Origin of the sequence: Streptomyces sp. NPDC093085 (genome assembly GCF_040683935.1) — a bacterium.
In the GTDB taxonomy this organism is placed as follows: domain Bacteria; phylum Actinomycetota; class Actinomycetes; order Streptomycetales; family Streptomycetaceae; genus Streptomyces.
In genome coordinates, this window is sequence record NZ_JBFBFB010000013.1 from 198270 (window position 1) to 212749 (window position 14480).

Consider the following 14480-nt stretch of genomic DNA (forward strand, 5'->3'; position numbering starts at 1 on the left):
GCCGGGGAACCCGGACCGTCCGCCTGGCGTTGACCAGTACGGAAGGGTCCACTTGTGAGAAGTGGAACAGCACAGGCAAAAGGGTTCCCCTGCCACATCACTTGGAGGGCGTACCGTGCACCGCCGGCACAACGGGCTCAGGACCGCCGTACTCCTCGGCGGACTGTCCGCCCTCATCATCGCGATCGGCAGTCTCTTCGGCAGGCCGGGGCTGATCATCGCGCTCGTCGTGGCGGTCGGCACCAACGCGTACGCGTACTGGAACAGCGACAAGCTGGCTCTACGCGCGATGCGCGCCCGCCCCGTCAGCGAATTCGAGGCGCCGGGGCTCTACCGCACCGTCCGCGAGCTGTCGACGGCCGCCCGCCAGCCCATGCCGCGCCTCTACATCTCGCCTACCCAGGCGCCCAACGCCTTCGCCACCGGCCGCAACCCGCGCAACGCCGCCGTCTGCTGCACGGACGGCATCCTGCGCATCCTGGACGAGCGCGAGCTGCGCGGCGTCCTCGGGCACGAGCTGAGCCATGTCTACAACCGGGACATCCTCATCTCCTCCGTCGCCGGCACCCTCGCCTCCGTGGTGATGTTCCTGGTGAACTTCGCCTGGCTGATCCCCATAGGCCGTTCGGACGACGACGAGGGACCCGGCCTCGTCGGCATGCTTCTGGTCATGCTCCTGGGCCCGCTCGCGGCCTCCGTGATCCAGCTCGCGGTGAGCCGTTCCCGGGAGTACGAGGCCGACGCGTCCGGCGCCCAGCTCACCGGCGATCCGCTCGCCCTGGCCAGCGCGTTGCGTAAGCTGGAGAGCGGAACACAGCAGCTCCCGCTGCCGGCCGAACCGCGGATCGAGACAGCCAGCCACATGATGATCGCGAACCCCTTCCGTCCAGGTCAGGGATTCTCCAGACTGTTCTCCACGCACCCGCCGATGGCGGAGCGCATCGCCCGACTCGAACAGATGGCAGGACCGCGAGCATGAAGACCATTCTGAACATCATCTGGCTCGTCCTGAGCGGGTTCTGGCTCTTTCTGGGCTATATGCTCGCCGGCGTCCTGATGTGCATCACGATCATCGGGATCCCCTTCGGCATAGCGGCGTTCCGGATCGGGGTGTACGCCCTGTGGCCGTTCGGCTACACCGCCGTCGACCGCCGCGACGCGGGCGCCCCGTCCTGCGCGGGCAATGTCATCTGGCTCGTCCTCGCGGGGTGGTGGCTCGCCCTGGGCCACATCGTCACCGGGATCGCCCAGTGCGTCACGATCATCGGGATCCCCCTGGGCCTCGCCAACTTCAAGTTGATCCCGCTCTCCCTGATGCCGTTCGGCAAGGAGATCGTCCCCACGGACCAGCCCTTCGCCTCGCGCTGAGCGGCCGCCCGTCGGAGCACCGTCCGCCTCGGGCGGGATCCGGACCTCCCCTCAGGCGGGATCCTCGGCCGTCGGCCCCGACAGGCCCAGGATCCCGTCGAGCTCGGTCAGCTCGGCCACCAGACGGTGTATGTCGCCGGTGCCCTCCACGGAGAGCCGTACCTCGGTGGCCCCGGCACCCCCGCCGGTCTCCTCCGCCGCGTTCTGCCACGGCGCCTGCTCGACCCGTACGCTGACGACCCGGAACCCCCGCTCCGTACACCGCTCCAGGACCCGGGAGAGCACCCCCCGGGCCGGCCGGTAGGTCAGCCGCAGATCGTTCCGCTCCGGGGCGGAGACGGCCGGGAAGCGGCGTGTGAGCAGCGGATAGCCGCGCACGATCAGGAAGTACGCCGCCGAGACGCCGAGCGCCAGCAGCCACAGCCCGCCGCCGCAGGCCATGCCGACCGCCGCGGTGAGCCAGATCGTGGCCGCGGTGGTGAGCCCGTGGACGATATCGCGCCGTACGAAGATCAGACCGCCGCCGATGAAGCCGATCCCCGAGACGATCTGCGCCGCCACCCGGGACGGGTCCAGCGCCACGTTCGGCATCCCCAGCACATCGGCGAAGCCGTGCTGCGAGACCTCCATGAAGAGCGCCGAGCCGACCCCCACCAGCGCGTGCGTCCGCAGCCCCGCGCTCTTCTGCTGGAAGGCACGCTCCAGGCCGATCAGGGTGGACAGCACCAGGGCCAGGCCGAGTTCGACCAGTTGCCGCACCCCCTGGCCGCCGCCCGGGTTCCACAGCAGTACCGCGCCGGAATCCATCCGGGAAGTCTATGGCCGCCCCCCGCGCCTTCCGGTGAAAACGCCCCAAGGTGTCCAAGACGGCCGAATCCCGGCGCCTCACGAGGCACACCGTCCACCGGTCTCCCGGCTTCCTCAGTCCTCCGTCAAACCCGTCTCGCGCAGGGTGATGTTGAGCCGCCCGCCGCGCATCCCCGTCCCGGGCACCGCCGTCCCCGGCCGCACCGCGGGCACCCCGTGGTACGCGAAACGCGACTCCCCGCCGAAGACGAAGAGGTCACCGGAGGCGAGCCGGACATCCGTGTACGGGCGCCCCCGCCGCTCCGGATTGCCGAAGCGGAAGACACAACTGTCCCCGATCGACAGCGAGACCACCGGCGCCGCCGACCTCTCGTCCTTGTCCTGGTGCATCCCCATGCGCGCGTCGCCGTCGTAGAAGTTGACCAGCGCCGTGTCCGGCGCGTACGCGGCCGCAGCCACCGGATCCCCGTACGCCTCCGCCAGCGCCGCCCGCCCCAGCTCCACCAGCCACCGGGGGAACTCCGCGACCCGCGCCCCGTTCACGTCCCCGGCGGTCCGCGTGTACTTGTACGGCTGCCAGTGCCATCCCACACACACCGTCTGTACGGACATCACTCCGCCGTTCGGCAGCGTGGTGTGCCGGATCGGCACCGGCCCCCGCGCCCACCCCCGGCAGACCGCCACCAACTCCCGCTGCCGCGCGAGCGGGAGCCACCCCGGCACATGAACGGCCCCCGGCGCCACGACCACCGGCTCCCGTCCGGCCGCCCCGGGCTCCGGAAACAATCCGTCCCCCGGAGACAACTCGTCGCCCGGAAACACTCCGTCCCCCGTCTCCCGTCCCCCGTCTCCCGGCATCCGGACACCGCGCCCGCCTAGGAGGCGCGGCCCCGAACCGCCGTTCTCACCGGTAGTTCACGAACTGGAGCGCGAAGTCGAAGTCGTGCCCCTTCAGCAGCGCGATCACGGCCTGGAGGTCGTCCCGGCTCTTCGAGCTCACCCGCAGCTCGTCCCCCTGCACCTGCGCCTTGACGCCCTTGGGGCCCTCGTCGCGGATGAGCTTCGCGACCTTCTTCGCGTTGTCCTGGGAGATGCCCTCCTCGATGGAGGCGAAGATCTTGTACTCCTTGCCGGAGAGCTGCGGTTCGCCGGCGTCCAGGGCCTTCAGCGAGATACCGCGCTTGACCAGCTTGGACTGGAAGACGTCGAGGATCGCGTTGACCCGCTCCTCGGAGTTCGCCTGGAGCAGGATCTTCTCGCCGGACCAACCGATCGAGGCCCCCACGTTCTTGAAGTCGTAGCGCTGGGAGATCTCCTTCGCCGCCTGGTTGAGCGCGTTGTCGATCTCCTGCCGCTCGACCTTCGAGACGATGTCGAAACTGGAGTCGGCCATGTCCTGTGGCTCCTTGTATCAGTCTGTGGATCGGTCTGTCCGTACGGGGTGTCCCGGGCGTCGCCGTAAAGCCTAGTCACCCGGGACGCCCCTGAGCGCGGAAAAAACCGGTGGCGGAGCACCCCCTGACATCGGGTATCGTTTACGACGTCGCCACGGAGCACCGCCCCGCAAAGGCAGCTCCGGACGGTGACGACATCCCATGGCGGTGTGCCCGAGTGGCCAATGGGAGCGGACTGTAAATCCGCCGGCTTAGCCTTCCCAGGTTCGAATCCTGGCGCCGCCACGCGAGCGAGATGGCCCCCTCCGTACGGAGGGGGCCATCTTGTCGTTGTCGTCGTTATCTCTCCATCGCTGACTCCGCGTCTCTACGCTGCCGCCGCCGCCCGTACCGCCTCCGCCACCGGGACCGCCCCGCCGATCAGCTCCAGCGTCCGGCCCGCCGTCCCCGGCGTCACCAGCAGCTCCGCCAGGACCGCCGCCACATCGTCACGCGTGACCGCGCCCCGCCCGGTCCGCGGCGCCAGCGCGACCAGCCCCGTCCCCGCGTCGTTCGTCAGCGCGCCCGGCCGCAGGATCGTCCACTCCAGGCCCGGCCGCGACCGTACGGACTCGTCCGCCTCGCCCTTCGCCCGCTGGTACGCGTCGAACACTTCGTCGCCCGTGTGGTGCGGGTCCGCGCCCATCGACGAGACCACCACATGGCGGCGCACCCCCGCGCGCTCCGCCGCGTCCGCGAAGAGCACCGCCGCGCCCCGGTCCACCGTCTCCTTCCGCGCCGCCCCGCTGCCCGGCCCGGCGCCCGCCGCGAACACCGCCGCGTCCGCGCCCGCCAGCACCTCGGCCACCTCCGCCACGGAGGCCGACTCCAGGTCCAGGACGACCGGTTCCGCCCCCGCCTCGCGCAGGTCGGCCGCCTGCCCCGGGTCGCGGACGATGCCCGCCACCTCGTCCCCGCGCGCGGTGAGCAGCCGCTCCAGCCGCAGCGCGATCTGACCATGTCCTCCGGCAATCACGATTCGCATGGTCCGACCGTACGTCGCCGCGGCTCCCCGCAGTCAGTCGTACGCCGCCGTACGTGCCGCTCACGGGCCCGCGTTCGACCGCCCCTGGCGCGGCAGTTCCGGCAGCGCAGCCACGGCCGAGTCGCAGTACTCCCGTACGGCGCTGGTCCGCGCCACCACCCGCCCCCGGTGGATCACGATCCTGCTGTACGCTAGCGACAGCGCCCCCTCGATCCGCTCCCCGCGCACCGCCAGCAGCTCCGCCGGGAACCCCGCCTCCACCCGCACCTCCGGCAGCCCCATCACCGCCCGCGCCGCCCCGCTCACCGCGCCGTACGCCGCCGCCGCCCGCACCCCGCCCTGGGAGGCGAGCAGATACGCCGCCTCCAGCGGATCCCCGCGCCCCACCGGGTTCGCCACGTCCCGCAGCGCCCCGCCGCCCGCCGCGACCCGCACCCCGGCCGCCCGCAGCAGCCGTACGGGGGCCACCCGGCGCCCCCCGTCCGGCCGGCTGGACGCGGACCCCGCCACGCCGCCGCAGCCGCCCTGCGGCAGACAGACCACCGTCACGCCGCCCGCCGCCAACTGGTCCGCCGCCCGCGCCGCCACCTCGGGCGGCAGCTCCCCGAGCCCCGCGCACGGCCCGAGCGCCACCCCCGCGGGCACCCCGCCCGCCAGCGCCGCGAGCCGCGCGAGCCGGGCCGGATCCGCTGCCTCCGTATGGAGGTCGACGGGGCAGCCGTGCTCGGCCGCCACCTCCAGCACCGCCTCCGCGTACCCGGTCGGGTCGGGGTCCAGGTCCGGACAGCCGCCCACCACGGCCGCGCCCATCTTCACCGCGTCCCGCAGCATCGCCAGCCCGTCCGCGCCCGCCACCCCGGTCAGCAGCCGGGGCACGGCGACGGCCGTCAGCTCGGCGAGACCGTGCAGCGAGCGCCGCGCCTGGAGGATCCCGGTGAGCCGGCCGAGCCCCTGGGCGTCCCCGATCCGCACATGCGCGCGCAGCGCCGTCGCCCCGTGCCCGAGCTGGAGGAGCGCGGCCTCGGTGGCGCGCCGCCGGACATCCTCCGGGGTGTACGGAACGGGGCCCTCCGTGGCCGGGTCCGCGGTGAGCGCGGTGTCACCGTGGGCATGCGGCTCGGCGGGGGCGGGGAGCAGCAGATAGCCGCCGAGGTCCACCCGGGCGGTGCCGGGGGCCGGCGGGAGGGCACCCGCCGTGGACACCGCCTCGATCCGGGGCCCGCGGAGCCGTACGTCGACGGTGCGGCCGTCGGCGAGCCGGGCGCCGCGGAGCACGAGCGCGGTGGGGTCGGCCGTGGCCCCGTCGGGAGGCTGCGGCTGGCTGTCGGGCATCAGGCTCCTGGGGGGTCCGCTCGTGGGCGGGACCCCGGCGGCTCGGCGCCCGCGATCCCGGCGCCCAAGATCACGGAGCGCGTGCCGAGCCTAGGCGCGAGCGGGCCGTAAGCGGTGGCTGACACGGGCGGGACACCTGGGGCGACCGGTCAGGAAACGGATTTGGGCGATCGGCGGGCGACCGTGTAATGTCTTCATCGCTCGCCCCAATAGCTCAGTCGGCAGAGCGTCTCCATGGTAAGGAGAAGGTCTACGGTTCGATTCCGTATTGGGGCTCAGATGTTCGGTGCTCCTCGCCTCCGGGCGAGGAGATCCGGCATCGCAGCGGTGTAGCTCAGTCGGTAGAGCAAGCGGCTCATAATCGCTGTGTCACCGGTTCAAGTCCGGTCACCGCTACACAAAAAGTAGCCGATTGTGGGGTCGGTCCTTCGATCGGCTACTCTTTTATGCGTTCATCCTTTCATCCGTTGTCCGTCCAAGGAGCACTCACGTGGCTGCCACCGACGTCCGCCCGAAGATCACGCTGGCCTGCGTGGAGTGCAAGGAGCGGAACTACATCACCAAGAAGAACCGGCGCAACAACCCGGACCGTCTTGAGATGAAGAAGCACTGCCCGCGCTGCAACTCGCACACCGCGCACCGCGAAACGCGCTGAATCAGGCTCGCATGCGAGGCCGTCCCCACTGGGGGACGGCCTCGTGTCGTTATGCAGTGATCATGATGCGGTGATCATGCAGTGACGCAGTGATCATGCAGTGATGCGGCGGCCATGTAGTGGTCACGCAGCTCAGGTACATCAGCTACATCAGGGAGGGAGCGAGTCCGTGGCGCTCGATCAGTCCTTTGTGGGGCGGAGCTATCCGCCCACCCCGCCGTACGAGGTCGGCCGGGAGAAGATCCGCGAGTTCGCCGAGGCCATCGGTGACCCCCACCCCGCGTACACCGACCCCGACGCCGCCAAGGCGCTCGGGCACACCGATGTGATCGCCCCGCCGACCTTCGTGTTCGCGATCACGTTCAAGGCGGCGGGCGAGGTCGTCGCGGACCCGAGGCTCGGCCTCGACTACAGCCGCGTGGTCCACGGCGACCAGCGGTTCACCTACTCCCGCCCGGTCCGCGCGGGCGACCGGCTGACCGTGACCTCCACCATCGAGACGATCAAGTCCCTCGCCGGGAACGACATCATCGACGTACGCGGCGAGGTGCACGACGAGGCCGGCGAGCATGTGGTGACCGCCTGGACCAAGCTGGTGGCGCGCGCCGCCGAGGGGGCGTGAGGGTGATGGCCGCGAAGATCGCGTACGACGACGTCGAGGTCGGTACGGAGCTGCCCGCCCGGAGCTTCCCCGTCACCCGCGCCACCCTGGTGCGGTACGCGGGCGCCTCCGGCGACTTCAACCCGATCCACTGGAACGAGAAGTTCGCCAAGGAGGTCGGCCTCCCCGACGTCATCGCCCACGGCATGTTCACCATGGCCGAGGCGATCCGCGTCGTGACCGACTGGGTGGGCGACCCGGGCGCCGTCGTCGAGTACGGCGTCCGCTTCACCAAGCCCGTCGTCGTCCCCAACGACGAGACGGGCGCCGTGGTCGAGGTCACCGCCAAGGTCGCCGCCAAGCTGGACGACGGCCGGGTCCGGGTCGACCTGACGGCCACCAGCGCGGGCCAGAAGGTGCTGGGCATGTCCCGCGCCGTCGTCCGCCTCGCCTGACGCCGGCCCGGCACCACGCACCACGCAGCACCGTAAGGGGCGCCCGCACTTGTCGGGCGCCCCTTACCGCGTCCTGGCCGGGGCCCTCCGCGTACGGGTGCCGGACCACGCCCCGCCCAGGTCGCGCCCGTACTCTTGTCCCGTGCAGGAACTCCACGACGCGCCCCTCGCCCCCCTGACCACCTTCCGCCTCGGCGGCCCGGCGACCCGGCTGGTCACCGCCGTCACCGACGACGAGGTGATCGCCGCCGTACGCGAGGCGGACGACGCGGGCACCCCGCTCCTGGTCATCGGAGGCGGCTCCAACCTGGTCATCGGCGACCGGGGCTTCGACGGCACCGCGCTGCGCATCGCCACCCGGGGCTTCACGCTCGACGGCACGGCGCTGGAACTCGCCGCCGGGGAGGTCTGGAGCGACGCCGTCGCCCGCACCGTCGAGGCGGGGCTCGCGGGCATCGAGTGCCTGGCCGGCATCCCAGGATCGGCCGGCGCCACCCCGATCCAGAACGTCGGCGCGTACGGCCAGGAGGTCTCGGCCACCATCACCGAGGTCGTCGCCTACGACCGCGAGGCCCGCGAGACGGTGACGCTCGCCGGGGCCGACTGCGGCTTCTCGTACCGCCACAGCCGCTTCAAGGCGCACCCCGGCCGCTGGGTGGTGCTCCGGGTCCGCTTCGGCCTGGAGGACGCGGGCGGCCTCTCCGCGCCGCTCAAGTACGCCGAGACCGCACGGGCGCTCGGCGTCGGGCCCGGCGACCGGGTCCCCGCCGAGCTGGCCAGGGACACCGTCCTCAAGCTGCGTGCCGGCAAGGGCATGGTGCTCGACCCGGAGGACCACGACACCTGGTCCGCGGGGTCCTTCTTCACCAACCCGGTCCTCACCGACGAGGAGTACGCGGCGTTCACGGCCCGCGTCAGGGAGCGCCTCGGCGACGGGGTGACGCCCCCCGGCTTCCCGGAGGGCGCCGGCCACACCAAGACCTCCGCCGCCTGGCTGATCGACCGGGCGGGCTTCACCAAGGGGTACGGCACCGGGCCCGCCCGTATCTCCACCAAGCACACCCTGGCCCTCACCAACCGGGGCGCCGCCACCACCGAGGACCTGCTGGCCCTCGCGCGCGAGGTGGTCGCCGGGGTGCGCGACGCCTTCGGCATCACCCTCGTCAACGAACCGGTGACGGTGGGCGTCAGCCTTTAGAGGACGCGGCCCACAACAGGCCAAGAGGCGCGGTTCAGCCGGCCAGCCAGGCGTCGACCCCCGCGAGCAGCTTCTCCCGCACCCCGGACGGCGCGGCCGAACCCCGTACGGACTGACGGGCCAACTCGGCCAGTTCCTCGTCGGTGAAGCCCTGGTGGCGGCGGGCCAGTTCGTACTGGGCCGCCAGCCGGGAGCCGAAGAGCAGCGGGTCGTCGGCGCCCAGCGCCATCGGCACCCCGGCCTCGAAGAGCGTGCGCAGCGGGACGTCCTCGGGCTTCTCGTAGACGCCCAGCGCCACATTGGACGCCGGGCAGACCTCACAGGTCACCCCGCGCTCCGCGAGCCTGCGCAGCAGCCGGGTGTCCTCCGCTGCGCGCACCCCGTGCCCGATCCGGGCGGCCCGCAGGTCGTCCAGGCAGTCCCGTACGGAGGCGGGCCCGGTCAGCTCGCCCCCGTGCGGCGCGGCGAGCAGCCCGCCGTCCCGCGCGATCGCGAAGGCCCGGTCGAAGTCCCTGGCCATGCCGCGCCGCTCGTCGTTGGAGAGCCCGAAGCCGACGACGCCCCGGTCCGCGTACCGCACCGCGAGCCGGGCCAGCGTCCGCGCCTCCAGCGGGTGCTTCATCCGGTTCGCCGCGACCAGCACCCGCATCCCGAGCCCGGTCTCCCGGGACGCCGCGTCCACGGCGTCCAGGATGATCTCCAGCGCCGGGATCAGCCCGCCCAGATGCGGGGCGTACGAGGTGGGGTCGACCTGTATCTCCAGCCACCCCGAGCCGTCCCGTACGTCTTCCTCGGCGGCCTCGCGCACCAGCCGCTGGATGTCCTCGGGGGCCCGCAGACAGGACCGGGCGATGTCGTAGAGCCGCTGGAAGCGGAACCAGCCGCGCTCGTCGGTGGCGCGCAGCTTCGGGGGTTCGCCGCTGGTCAGCGCCTCGGGAAGGTGGACGCCGTACTTGTCGGCGAGGTCGAGCAGCGTCGAGGGCCGCATCGAACCGGTGAAGTGCAGATGCAGATGAGCCTTGGGCAGCAGGCTGAGGTCCCTGGTGCGGGGGGTGGTGCTCTCCATCTGGAAATCCTGCCGCACGCGCAAGGGTGCCGACAGCCACTTTCCCCGATCGAGATCTTGCCCGAACACGGATCCGGGCGGATACGGAACGCGGAACGGGTCCCCGGCCGGTGGCCGGGGACCCGTCGAGGAGCTGGGATGCCCTGGTGGGGGCGGGTGGCGCGGGGGCGGGAAGGTCAGTCCTTCGCCTCGGCCAGCAGCTTCTGGATCCGCCCGACGCCCTCGGCGAGATCCTCGTCACCGAGCGCGTAGGAGAGCCGCAGATACCCCGGCGTGCCGAACGCCTCGCCCGGGACGACCGCGACCTCGGCCTCGTCCAGGATCAGCGCGGCCAGCTCGACGGAGGTCGCCGGGCGGCTGCCCCGGATCTCCTTGCCCAGCAGGGCCTTCACGGACGGGTAGACGTAGAACGCGCCCTCGGGCTCCGGGCAGACCACACCGTCGATCTCGTTGAGCATCCGGACGATCGTGCGGCGGCGCCGGTCGAAGGCGGTGCGCATCTCGGCGACGGCCTCCAGGTCGCCGGAGACGGCGGCCAGCGCGGCGACCTGCGCCACGTTGGAGACGTTGGACGTCGCGTGCGACTGGAGGTTGGTCGCGGCCTTGACGACGTCCTTGGGGCCGACGATCCAGCCGACCCGCCAGCCGGTCATGGCGTATGTCTTGGCCACCCCGTTGACGACGACGCACTTGTCGCGCAGCTCGGGCACGGCGGCCGGGAGCGAGGTGAACACGGCGTCGCCGTAGACGAGATGCTCGTAGATCTCGTCCGTGAGCACCCACAGGCCGTGCTCGACGGCCCAGCGGCCGATGGCCTCGGTGTCGGCGGCGCTGTAGACGGCGCCGGTCGGGTTGGACGGCGAGACGAAGAGGACGACCTTCGTCCGCTCGGTCCGCGCGGCCTCCAACTGCTCGACGGAGACCCGGTAGCCCGTGGTCTCGTCGGCCACGACCTCTACCGGGACACCGCCGGCCAGCCGGATCGACTCGGGGTACGTCGTCCAGTACGGAGCCGGGACGATCACCTCGTCGCCCGGGTCGAGGATGGCGGCGAACGCCTCGTAGATGGCCTGCTTGCCGCCGTTGGTGACGAGGACCTGGGACGGCTCGACCTCGTAACCGGAGTCGCGCAGCGTCTTCGCGGCGATGGCGGCCTTCAGCTCGGGCAGCCCGCCGGCCGGGGTGTACCGGTGGTACTTGGGGTTGCGGCAGGCCTCGACCGCGGCGTCGACGATGTAGCCGGGGGTCGGGAAGTCGGGCTCGCCCGCGCCGAAGCCGATCACCGGACGCCCGGCGGCCTTCAGGGCCTTGGCCTTGGCGTCCACGGCGAGGGTCGCGGACTCGGAGATCGCGCCGATGCGGGCGGAGACCCGGCGCTCGGTGGGTGGGGTTGCAGCGCTCATACGGCCCATGCTCCCAGACCCGCCACATCCATGACACACAGGTTTCATCCAGTGAACGGGCCCACCGCGGGCATCCGGGAAGAAGCTGTTCGACGCACGGCCCATGACCACGTACACTCACTCGTCGTTGGCCTTCAGCTCCGAAGCCGCACCGGGCACTCCGTGCATCCGGTCGGATGCGGTAGGTTGAAGGGGAACGCAGCAAAGGGTCGTAGCTCAATTGGTAGAGCACTGGTCTCCAAAACCAGCGGTTGGGGGTTCAAGTCCCTCCGGCCCTGCTACACACACCTTCGCCAGGATGTGTGCGCATGTACGTACATTCAATGCATCGCCGTGCGGCTCCCCCGGGCGCGGCACGGTCACGACCCGGAATCAGGTGAGAGAGAGTGGCGGACGCCGTGGGCTCCATCGACAAGCCTGATGCCGACGATGAGTCCGCCGAGTCGAAGAAGCCCCGTAAGGGCGGGAAGCGCGGCAAGAAGGGCCCCCTGGGCCGTCTCGCGCTCTTCTACCGACAGATCGTCGCCGAGCTGCGCAAGGTCGTCTGGCCGACTCGTAATCAGCTCACGACGTACACCACCGTGGTGATTGTCTTCGTGGTCGTCATGATCGGTCTGGTGACCGTGGTTGACTATGGCTTCCAGCAAGCAATCAAGTACGTCTTCGGCTGATCCCGCGAACGGCGCCCGGTGTGGCGCCCCTTTCGCGTGTTCCACCCATTGAGCCAGGAAGAAGCAGCCACCGTGTCCGACCCGAAACTGAACGACGCCAGCGAACCGGTGGAGTCCCGAGAGGACCAGACCGGCATCGCCGCGGCGGCGGACGCTGTCGAGCCAGACCGGGCCGAAGCCGCTGACGCCGTCGCCGGCGAGCCGGCCGAGGAGAGTGCCGCCGACGCCCCGGAGACGGACGCCGACGCGCCCCGCGCCGAGGAGACCGAAGCGGCGGAGGAGGCCGACGAGGACGGCGCGGAGAGCGCCCCCGAGGCCCCCGCCGACCCGGTCGCCGCGCTCCGCGACGAGCTGCGCGGCCTGCCGGGCGAGTGGTACGTGATCCACACCTACGCGGGCTACGAGAAGCGCGTGAAGGCCAACCTGGAGCAGCGCGCCGTCTCGCTCAACGTCGAGGAGTTCATCTACCAGGCGGAAGTCCCCGAGGAAGAGATCGTCCAGATCAAGAACGGCGAGCGCAAGAACGTCCGCCAGAACAAGCTTCCCGGGTACGTCCTGGTCCGTATGGACCTCACCAACGAGTCCTGGGGCGTCGTCCGCAACACCCCCGGCGTCACCGGCTTCGTGGGCAACGCGTACGACCCGTACCCGCTGACCCTGGACGAGATCGTCAAGATGCTCGCCCCGGAGGCCGAGGAGAAGGCCGCCCGCGAGGCCGCCGAGGCCGAGGGCAAGCCGGTGCCGGCCCGCAAGGTCGAGGTCCAGGTGCTGGACTTCGAGGTCGGCGACTCGGTCACCGTCACCGACGGCCCCTTCGCCACGCTCCAGGCGACGATCAACGAGATCAACGCCGACTCGAAGAAGGTCAAGGGCCTTGTCGAGATCTTCGGCCGGGAGACCCCGGTCGAGCTGAGCTTCGACCAGATCCAGAAGAACTGACCCCGCGCCCGGAACACCCTCCGGGCCGCCAGGACGCTCCGGAATCTTCCGGAACACGCACTTCCGGCAGGTCGGACCGGGGTTCGCCCCGGTCCGACCTGCCGGTTTTTGGCCGTACGGCTATACCCGTTATCGTTGTGCGGTATGCCTCCATCCGGATGACCGGACGGCGGGCTCGAAAACTCTCAACTGGACCCGGAGAGAGCAATGCCTCCCAAGAAGAAGAAGGTCACGGGGCTCATCAAGCTCCAGATCAGTGCCGGTGCGGCCAACCCGGCCCCGCCGGTCGGCCCCGCGCTGGGTCAGCACGGCGTCAACATCATGGAGTTCTGCAAGGCCTACAACGCCGCGACCGAGTCGCAGCGTGGCATGGTCGTGCCGGTGGAGATCACGGTCTACGAGGACCGCTCCTTCACCTTCGTCACCAAGACTCCGCCGGCCGCCAAGCTGATCCTCAAGGCCGCTGGTGTGGACAAGGGCTCCGGCGAGCCGCACGTCAAGAAGGTCGCGAAGCTCACCCGCGACCAGGTGCGCGAGATCGCCACGACGAAGATGCCCGACCTGAACGCCAACGACCTGGACGCCGCCGAGAAGATCATCGCCGGCACCGCCCGTTCCATGGGCGTCACGGTCGAGGGCTGACCCAGCAGGGCACGTCCCAGTGGGAGGGCCGAGCGCGGCCCGCACCACGCACTCCACACCAGAAGAAACACCAGGAGAAGAAGTGAAGCGCAGCAAGGCTCTCCGCGGCGCGGACGCCAAGATCGACCGGGAGCGCTCCTACGCCCCGCTCGAAGCCGTCCGTCTCGCCAAGGACACCGCCACCGTCAAGTTCGACGGCACCGTCGAGGTGGCCCTGCGACTGGGTGTCGACCCGCGCAAGGCCGACCAGATGGTCCGCGGCACCGTCAACCTTCCGCACGGCACCGGCAAGACCGCCCGGGTCCTGGTCTTCGCGACCGGTGACCGTGCCGAAGCGGCGCGCGCCGCGGGCGCCGACATCGTCGGCGCCGACGAACTGATCGACGAGGTCTCGAAGGGCCGTCTGGACTTCGACGCCGTCGTCGCCACCCCGGACCTCATGGGCAAGGTCGGCCGTCTCGGCCGCGTCCTCGGCCCGCGTGGTCTGATGCCGAACCCGAAGACCGGTACGGTCACCCCCGATGTCGCGAAGGCTGTCAACGACATCAAGGGCGGCAAGATCGAGTTCCGCGTCGACAAGCACTCGAACCTGCACTTCATCATCGGCAAGGTCTCCTTCGACGAGAAGAAGCTGGTCGAGAACTACGCCGCGGCGCTGGAGGAAGTCCTCCGTCTGAAGCCGTCCGCCGCCAAGGGCCGCTACATCAAGAAGGCCACCCTGGCCACCACGATGGGCCCCGGCATCCCGCTGGACGCCAACCGCACCCGTAACCTCCTCGTCGAGGAGGACCCGGCCGCCGTCTGACCGGCAGCCGAGGGTCGCACCGTACGAACGAAGCCGGGCCCCGCACCTCTCCGGAGGTGCGGGGCCCGGCTTTTGGGGTATCCGGCTGTGTCAGAGCTGTGCGTTACCGTTCAGGCAGTG

17 protein-coding genes and 4 tRNA genes are annotated in these 14480 nt (G+C 70.9%); 14 read left to right on the plus strand and 7 right to left on the minus strand.

From position 1 onward, the window contains the following. The first annotated feature begins 115 nt into the window (after positions 1–115). Both htpX and AB0O07_RS29020 read left to right on the plus strand, forming a co-directional pair. On the plus strand, positions 116–979 hold the full coding sequence (htpX, locus tag AB0O07_RS29015) for a zinc metalloprotease HtpX (protein ID WP_365638654.1): 864 nt from the start codon (positions 116–118) through the stop codon (positions 977–979). Continuing rightward, positions 976–1368, plus strand: a complete 393-nt coding sequence (locus AB0O07_RS29020) for a YccF domain-containing protein (protein WP_365638655.1) — start codon at positions 976–978, stop codon at positions 1366–1368. Before htpX ends, AB0O07_RS29020 begins: the two co-directional genes overlap by 4 nt. 51 nt (positions 1369–1419) lie before the next feature. Here AB0O07_RS29020 and AB0O07_RS29025 read toward each other — a convergent pair whose 3' ends face one another. From AB0O07_RS29025 to AB0O07_RS29035, 3 genes are all read right to left on the minus strand, one after another. Then, positions 1420–2175 (minus strand): MgtC/SapB family protein, encoded by a 756-nt coding sequence (locus AB0O07_RS29025; RefSeq protein ID WP_365638658.1) that lies wholly within the window; start codon positions 2173–2175, stop codon positions 1420–1422. A 114-nt stretch (positions 2176–2289) separates the two neighbouring features. Further along, positions 2290–2961 (minus strand): alpha-ketoglutarate-dependent dioxygenase AlkB, encoded by a 672-nt coding sequence (locus tag AB0O07_RS29030; RefSeq protein WP_365638661.1) that lies wholly within the window; start codon positions 2959–2961, stop codon positions 2290–2292. A gap of 118 nt (positions 2962–3079) precedes the next feature. Beyond that, entirely contained in the window at positions 3080–3568 is a 489-nt protein-coding gene (locus tag AB0O07_RS29035) for a YajQ family cyclic di-GMP-binding protein (protein WP_365638663.1), read from the minus strand. 204 nt (positions 3569–3772) lie between these two features. On the opposite strand from AB0O07_RS29035, the gene AB0O07_RS29040 reads away from it, so the two are divergent. Further along, positions 3773–3854, plus strand: a tRNA-Tyr gene (locus tag AB0O07_RS29040). A gap of 82 nt (positions 3855–3936) precedes the next feature. Here AB0O07_RS29040 and AB0O07_RS29045 read toward each other — a convergent pair. Then, entirely contained in the window at positions 3937–4593 is a 657-nt protein-coding gene (locus AB0O07_RS29045) for an SDR family oxidoreductase (protein ID WP_365638664.1), read from the minus strand. Between the two features lie 60 nt (positions 4594–4653). Next, positions 4654–5925, minus strand: a complete 1272-nt coding sequence (locus tag AB0O07_RS29050; RefSeq protein WP_365638666.1) for a hydrolase — start codon at positions 5923–5925, stop codon at positions 4654–4656. 203 nt (positions 5926–6128) lie between these two features. Here AB0O07_RS29050 and AB0O07_RS29055 point away from each other — a divergent pair. From AB0O07_RS29055 to AB0O07_RS29080, 6 genes are all read left to right on the plus strand, one after another. Then, positions 6129–6201, plus strand: a tRNA-Thr gene (locus AB0O07_RS29055). Positions 6202–6248: 47 nt separating this feature from the next. After that, positions 6249–6321: transfer RNA gene (locus AB0O07_RS29060), tRNA-Met, on the plus strand. Between the two features lie 94 nt (positions 6322–6415). Beyond that, positions 6416–6580, plus strand: coding sequence for a 50S ribosomal protein L33 (rpmG, locus tag AB0O07_RS29065; RefSeq protein ID WP_003956487.1), 165 nt, complete (start codon positions 6416–6418; stop codon positions 6578–6580). A 169-nt stretch (positions 6581–6749) separates the two neighbouring features. Continuing rightward, entirely contained in the window at positions 6750–7202 is a 453-nt protein-coding gene (locus tag AB0O07_RS29070) for a MaoC family dehydratase N-terminal domain-containing protein (RefSeq protein WP_365638668.1), read from the plus strand. 5 nt (positions 7203–7207) lie between these two features. Continuing rightward, positions 7208–7636, plus strand: a complete 429-nt coding sequence (locus AB0O07_RS29075) for a MaoC family dehydratase (protein WP_365638670.1) — start codon at positions 7208–7210, stop codon at positions 7634–7636. A gap of 142 nt (positions 7637–7778) precedes the next feature. Beyond that, a complete protein-coding gene (locus tag AB0O07_RS29080; protein WP_365638673.1) occupies positions 7779–8834 on the plus strand; it encodes a UDP-N-acetylmuramate dehydrogenase in 1056 nt (351 codons plus the stop codon). Between the two features lie 34 nt (positions 8835–8868). On the opposite strand, the gene AB0O07_RS29085 is transcribed toward AB0O07_RS29080, so the two are convergent. Beyond that, a complete protein-coding gene (locus tag AB0O07_RS29085) occupies positions 8869–9900 on the minus strand; it encodes an adenosine deaminase (RefSeq protein ID WP_365638675.1) in 1032 nt (343 codons plus the stop codon). 176 nt (positions 9901–10076) lie between these two features. Further along, positions 10077–11303 carry a pyridoxal phosphate-dependent aminotransferase gene (locus tag AB0O07_RS29090; protein WP_365638677.1) on the minus strand — a complete coding sequence of 409 codons (1227 nt, stop codon included), beginning with the start codon at positions 11301–11303 and terminating at the stop codon, positions 10077–10079. Positions 11304–11508: 205 nt separating this feature from the next. On the opposite strand from AB0O07_RS29090, the gene AB0O07_RS29095 reads away from it, so the two are divergent. The 5 genes from AB0O07_RS29095 to rplA all read left to right on the plus strand — a co-directional run bounded on the left by AB0O07_RS29095 (position 11509) and on the right by rplA (position 14360). Further along, a tRNA-Trp gene (locus AB0O07_RS29095) sits at positions 11509–11581 on the plus strand. 108 nt (positions 11582–11689) lie between these two features. Next, entirely contained in the window at positions 11690–11974 is a 285-nt protein-coding gene (secE, locus tag AB0O07_RS29100; RefSeq protein WP_365638679.1) for a preprotein translocase subunit SecE, read from the plus strand. Positions 11975–12046: 72 nt separating this feature from the next. Further along, positions 12047–12913: a transcription termination/antitermination protein NusG gene (nusG, locus tag AB0O07_RS29105; protein ID WP_365638680.1), complete on the plus strand. Its 867-nt coding sequence runs from the start codon at positions 12047–12049 to the stop codon at positions 12911–12913. A 207-nt stretch (positions 12914–13120) separates the two neighbouring features. Next, positions 13121–13555: a 50S ribosomal protein L11 gene (gene rplK, locus AB0O07_RS29110; RefSeq protein ID WP_365638682.1), complete on the plus strand. Its 435-nt coding sequence runs from the start codon at positions 13121–13123 to the stop codon at positions 13553–13555. Positions 13556–13637: 82 nt separating this feature from the next. Continuing rightward, on the plus strand, positions 13638–14360 hold the full coding sequence (gene rplA / locus AB0O07_RS29115) for a 50S ribosomal protein L1 (protein ID WP_365638683.1): 723 nt from the start codon (positions 13638–13640) through the stop codon (positions 14358–14360). Positions 14361–14480 lie beyond the last annotated feature (120 nt).